Source organism: Micromonospora sp. NPDC049060, assembly GCF_040649055.1.
Lineage (GTDB): Bacteria > Actinomycetota > Actinomycetes > Mycobacteriales > Micromonosporaceae > Micromonospora > Micromonospora reichwaldensis.
The window spans coordinates 1-5,150 of the sequence record NZ_JBEZEV010000160.1 but is presented as its reverse complement, the minus strand read 5'-3'; the positions used below and the strand labels follow the sequence as shown (position 1 = coordinate 5,150).

5 protein-coding genes are annotated in these 5,150 nt (G+C 73.3%); all 5 read left to right on the top strand.

The features are described 5' to 3' along the window. Positions 1 to 181 precede the first annotated feature (181 nt). The 5 genes from AB0B83_RS29875 (at position 182) to mctP (ending at position 5,068) form a co-directional block, all read left to right on the top strand. Positions 182 to 1,012, top strand: a complete 831-nt coding sequence (locus AB0B83_RS29875; protein WP_357580972.1) for a Nif3-like dinuclear metal center hexameric protein — start codon at positions 182 to 184, stop codon at positions 1,010 to 1,012. Then, positions 1,009 to 1,746, top strand: coding sequence for a C4-type zinc ribbon domain-containing protein (locus AB0B83_RS29870; protein WP_357580971.1), 738 nt, complete (start codon positions 1,009 to 1,011; stop codon positions 1,744 to 1,746). The genes AB0B83_RS29875 and AB0B83_RS29870 overlap by 4 nt, the downstream gene beginning before the upstream one ends. 4 nt (positions 1,747 to 1,750) lie before the next feature. After that, positions 1,751 to 2,971: a bifunctional RNase H/acid phosphatase gene (locus AB0B83_RS29865; RefSeq protein WP_357580970.1), complete on the top strand. Its 1,221-nt coding sequence runs from the start codon at positions 1,751 to 1,753 to the stop codon at positions 2,969 to 2,971. Between the two features lie 160 nt (positions 2,972 to 3,131). Next, positions 3,132 to 3,413 carry a DUF3311 domain-containing protein gene (locus AB0B83_RS29860; protein ID WP_311411956.1) on the top strand — a complete coding sequence of 94 codons (282 nt, stop codon included), beginning with the start codon at positions 3,132 to 3,134 and terminating at the stop codon, positions 3,411 to 3,413. After that, entirely contained in the window at positions 3,413 to 5,068 is a 1,656-nt protein-coding gene (mctP, locus tag AB0B83_RS29855; RefSeq protein ID WP_357580969.1) for a monocarboxylate uptake permease MctP, read from the top strand. The genes AB0B83_RS29860 and mctP overlap by 1 nt, the downstream gene beginning before the upstream one ends. Positions 5,069 to 5,150: the final 82 nt, after the last annotated feature.

The window sequence follows — 5,150 nt, the reverse complement described above, 5'->3', positions numbered from 1 at the left end:
GCTCTCCCCGGTGGCCTGCTGTGTGTGTGGGGGCCCGGGGCATGCGTGTGGTGAGCGGTGGGGGCCCTTCCTCACACCCGGGACACGCCGCCGCGTCGGTGGGCGAGGGCCCCGGCCGGGGTCCGCGCCGGTAAGCTGGCCCGCCGTGAGCACCAACGCAGTCCCGCCGACCGTCGCCGACGTGGTCGCCGAGCTGGAGCGGCGCTATCCGCCGGCCTGGGCCGAGGACTGGGACCGGGTCGGGCTTGTGCTCGGCGAGCCGTGCGCCCCGGTGCGCCGGGTCCTCTGCGTCGTCGACGTGGTGCCGGAGACGGTCGCCGAGGCGCTCGACGCCGGCGTCGACATGATCGTCGCCCACCATCCGCTGCTGCTGCGCGGCGTCTCCTCGGTGGCCCCCACGACCTTCAAGGGCCGGATCGTGCACCGGCTGATCAAGTCCGACGTGGCGCTGTACGTCGCGCACACCAACGCCGACGTGGCCGCCCCGGGGGTCTCCGACGCCCTCGCCGCCCGGTTCGGGCTGACCGGGCTGCGCCCGCTGCACCGGCCCGCACCCGGAACGCCCGCGCACGGCGACGGCCGGGGCATCGGCCGGATCGGCGAGCTGCCGGAGCCGATGACGCTGGCGGAGCTGACCCGGCACGCCGCCGCCGTGCTGCCCACCACCGCCTGGGGAGTTCGCGCCGCCGGGGATCCCGGGCGTATGGTTCGTACCCTCGCGGTCAGCGGCGGCGCGGGGGACGGCTTCCTCGCCGACGCGACCGCGGCCGGGGTGGACGCGTTCCTCACCGCCGACCTGCGCCACCACCCGGCCGGCGAGCACCTGGCCGCCGACGGCCCGGCCCTGCTCGACGCCGCCCACTGGGCGACGGAACGACCGTGGCTGGACGACCTGGCCGTCCTCCTGCGGGAGGCGACGGGTGTCGAGACGCTGGTGTCCGACCTGGCCACCGACCCGTGGACCGTACACGCCGCCCCACCCGCGGTGGACGACAAGGAGCCCCGACCGTGAAGGCTGACCCCCAGGTCCAGCGCCGCCTGCTCGACCTCCAGGCGATCGACACCTCCCTCGCCCAGCTCGCCCACCGGCGCCGTTCGCTGCCGGAGCGGGCCGAGCTGGACGCGCTGGCCCGGGAGCTGTCCGCGCTGGAGGACGAGCGGGTCCGCGCCCAGGTCGCGGTCGACGACCTGGACCGGGACATCGCCCGCATGGAGAAGGACGTCGACCAGGTGCGGGCCCGCAAGTCCAAGAACGAGGCCCGGCTCGCCGCCGGCACCGGCCCGGCCCGGGAGCTGGAGGCCCTCCAGCACGAGCTGGTCTCGCTCAACCGCCGCCAGGGCGACCTGGAGGACGCCGAGCTGGAGCTGATGGAGCAGCGGGAGACGGCCCAGGGCGTGCTGGACGGCGTCGAGCAGCGGTTGGCCGAGGTGCGGGAGAAGCGCGACGACGCCGAGCGGCGCCGCGACGAGAGCCTGGCCGAGATCGCCAAGGAGGAGGAGTTCAAGCGCGGCGCCCGCCAGCCGCTGGCGGGCGACCTCCCGGCCGACCTGGTGCAGCTCTACGACAAGATCCGCGAGGACACCGGGCTCGGCGCGGCGCTGCTGACCGCCGGCCGGTGCGGCGGCTGCCGTCTGACGCTCTCCGGCGCCGACGTGGCCCGGATCCGCAAGACCGACCCGGACGAGGTCGTCCGCTGCGAGGACTGCCGACGGATCATGGTCCGCACCAACGAGTCCGGCCTGTAGCCCCGTGGCGCCGCGCGTGGTGGTCGTCGAGGCCGACGGCGGATCCCGGGGCAACCCCGGCCCGGCCGGCTACGGCGCGGTGGTCCGCGACGCGGACACCGGTGAGGTGCTGGCCGAGCGGGGCGAGTCGATCGGCGTCGCCACCAACAACGTCGCCGAGTACCGGGGGCTGATCGCCGGGCTGGAGGCCGCCGCCGAGCTGGGCGCCGCCGAGGTCGAGGCCAGGATGGACTCGAAGCTGGTGGTCGAGCAGATGTGCGGCCGCTGGCAGATCAAGCACCCCGGGCTGCGTCCGCTCGCCGCGCAGGCCGCCGGGCTGGTCGACCGCTTCGCCGCCGTGCGGTTCCACTGGATTCCCCGGGAACGCAACCGGCACGCCGACGCCCTCGCCAACGCCGCCATGGACGCCGCCGCCGGCAAGGCGCCGGCTAAGGCCGCCGTCGCGCCGCCGCGCGTCGTGGAGCCGCCCCGCGAGGTCGCCGCTCCCGACTCACCGGCCCGCGCGAGGGCCCGCGAGGTGGCCGCCCGCGCCGCGTCGGCGACGGGCACCGGCACCGACCCGGCCACCGCGCCCGCCTCCTGGGAGCCGCGGCCGAGCTTCACCGCCACCCGGCTCGTCCTCGTCCGGCACGGCGAGACGGCCTTCACCGAACAGCGCCGCTACTCCGGCCGCGGCGACGTGCCGCTGTCCGAGCGCGGCCGGGCCCAGGTCCGGGCCACGGCCGCCCGGGTGGCCGCGCTGGCCCCGACCGTCGCGGCCGTGGTCAGCTCGCCCCTGTCCCGGTGTACGGCGACCGCCGAGGCGATCGCCGGGGCGCTCGGCGGCGTGCCGGTGCGCCGCGAGGACGACCTGATCGAGTGCGACTTCGGGGCCTGGGAGGGGCGCACCTTCGCGAAGGTCCGCCAGGAGTGGCCGGGCGAGATGGACGCCTGGCTGGCCTCGACCCGGGTGGCCCCGCCGGGCGGCGAGTCGTTCGTCGACGTCGCCGAGCGCTGCCGCCGCGTGGTCGACGGGCTGTGCCGGGCGTACCCGGGGGAGACCGTGGTGGTGGTCTCGCACGTCTCGCCGATCAAGCTGGTGCTGCGCGACGCCCTCGCGGCCGGCGACGGCTTCCTGCACCGGCTCTTCCTGGACGCGGCCGGCATCTCGGTGCTCGACACGTGGCCCGACGGGGGCATGGCCGTCCGTACGGTCAACGACACCGCGCACCTCGCCGGGATCTGAGCCGGGCGGGCCGCCGTCCGGCCGCCCGGGGTCGCCGTTCGGCGCACGCCGTCCGCCGTTCGGCGCAGCAACCTCCTCCCGCAGAACGTGACCCCGGTCACAGGGTCGTAGCCTCCGGCCGTCATCTGTGTCGATCTACGACTCGCGGAGGTTTGTCGCAATGGCCGCACCCGAACCGGAGGCGCCGACGGCGGCGCGCTCCAGGGCGAAGGACCACAGCCCCTGGAACTGGTTGCTCTTCATCCCCATCGTGGTGCCCCTGATCCCGGTCTTCTTCAACGCCGACTCGCCCCGGTTCCTCGGCTTCCCGCGCTTCTACTGGCTCCAGCTCGTCTACATCCTGCTCGGCGTGGCCACCACCACGCTGGTGTACCAGATGACCAAGAAGCGGGCCGGCACGCCGTCGGACGGGCCGGGCGACACGGCGGCGGGTGATCGCTGATGTGGCGCGACCACCTCACCGAGATCATCGTCTTCTCGGTGCTCTTCCTGCTGGTCAGCGGGATGGGATTCGTGGCGGCCCGGTGGCGGGCCCCGAAGGACATGGCCCACCTCGACGAGTGGGGGCTGGGCGGGCGCAACTTCGGCGGCTGGATCACCTGGTTCCTGGTCGGCGGTGACCTGTACACCGCGTACACCTTCGTGGCGGTGCCGGCGCTGATGTTCGGTGCCGGCGCGGCCGGCTTCTTCGCCGTCCCGTACACCATCGTCATCTACCCGCTGGTGTTCCTGGTGCTGTGCCGGCTCTGGTCGGTCTCGCACCGGCACGGCTTCGTCACCCCGGCGGACTTCGTCCGCAAGCGGTTCGACTCGCCGGTGCTGGCGCTGCTGATCGCGATCACCGGCATCGTGGCGACGATGCCGTACATCGCGCTGCAACTGGTCGGCATCGAGGCGGTGCTCAAGACCATGGGGGTGACCGGCGAGAGCACGCTGGCCCGGCATTTGCCGATCATTGTCGCCTTCGCGATCCTGGCCGCGTACACCTACCAGTCGGGGCTGCGCGCGCCGGCGCTGATCGCGTTCGTCAAGGACACGCTGATCTACATCGTGATCCTGGTGGCGGTGCTCTACCTGCCGTACAAGCTGGGCGGCTGGGGCGAGATCTTCGACGCCGCCGACGCGAAGTTCGACGCGTCGCCGAACGCAGGCGACGGGGTGCTGCTCAACGCCAACAACCAGCTCCAGTACGTCACGCTGGCGTTCGGCTCGGCGCTGGCGCTGTTCCTCTACCCGCACAGCATCACCGGCGTGCTGGCCAGCCGGAACCGCGACGTGATCAAGCGGAACATGTCGGCGCTGCCCGCGTACAGCCTGCTGCTCGGCCTGATCGCGCTGCTCGGCTTCATGGCCATCGCGGCCGGGGTGAAGCCGTTGCCCGGGTCGAAGGAGGGCACCGTGGACAGCAACACGGTGGTGCCGGTCCTGTTCGACCAGCAGTTCCCCGACTGGTTCGCCGGCGTCGCCTACGCGGCCATCGGCATCGGCGCGCTGGTGCCGGCGGCGATCATGTCGATCGCGGCGGCGAACCTGTTCACCCGCAACATCTACAAGGAGTACCTGAAGCGGGACGCCAGCCCCGCGCAGGAGGCGAACGTCTCCAAGATCACCTCGCTGGTGGTGAAGGTCGGCGCGGTGGCCTGCATCGTCTTCCTCGACCCGCAGTTCTCCATCGACCTCCAGCTCATCGGCGGCGTGATCATCCTCCAGACGCTGCCGGCCGTGGCCCTGGGCCTCTACACCCGCTGGTTCCACCGGGGGGCGCTGATCGGCGGCTGGATCGCGGGCATGGGACTGGGCATGTGGATGCTCTACCAGATCCCGAACGCCGCGACCGGCCGCAAGCACTTCGGCGGCTCGGCGTTCCCGCTTGCCGACTTCGGCTTCGACACCCCGAAGACGATCTACGTCGGGATCGTGGCGGTGCTGGTCAACCTCGCGGTCGCGGCGCTGCTCACGGTGGTGCTGCGGGCGGCGAAGGTGCGCGACGGCGGCGACGGCACCACGTCGGACGACTACTTCGCCGACGAGGGCGACCCGCGCGTCACACCCGGCCCGCACCGGGACGCCGACGCCGCCCCGGAACCGGTCGCCTGAGCCTCTCCCGGGACCGCGTCGCCCCCGCACAAATGCTGTACGACCGAAACCTCAGAAGATGGGGGGCTCGTGTGCTGCTTGC

Bases quoted from the DNA above. Each gene is read 5' to 3' on its own strand.
- AB0B83_RS29860 (WP_311411956.1), top strand. From the start codon at position 3,132: ATGGCCGCACCCGAACCGGAGGCGCCGACGGCGGCGCGCTCCAGGGCG.
- mctP (WP_357580969.1), top strand. From the start codon at position 3,413: ATGTGGCGCGACCACCTCACCGAGATCATCGTCTTCTCGGTGCTCTTC.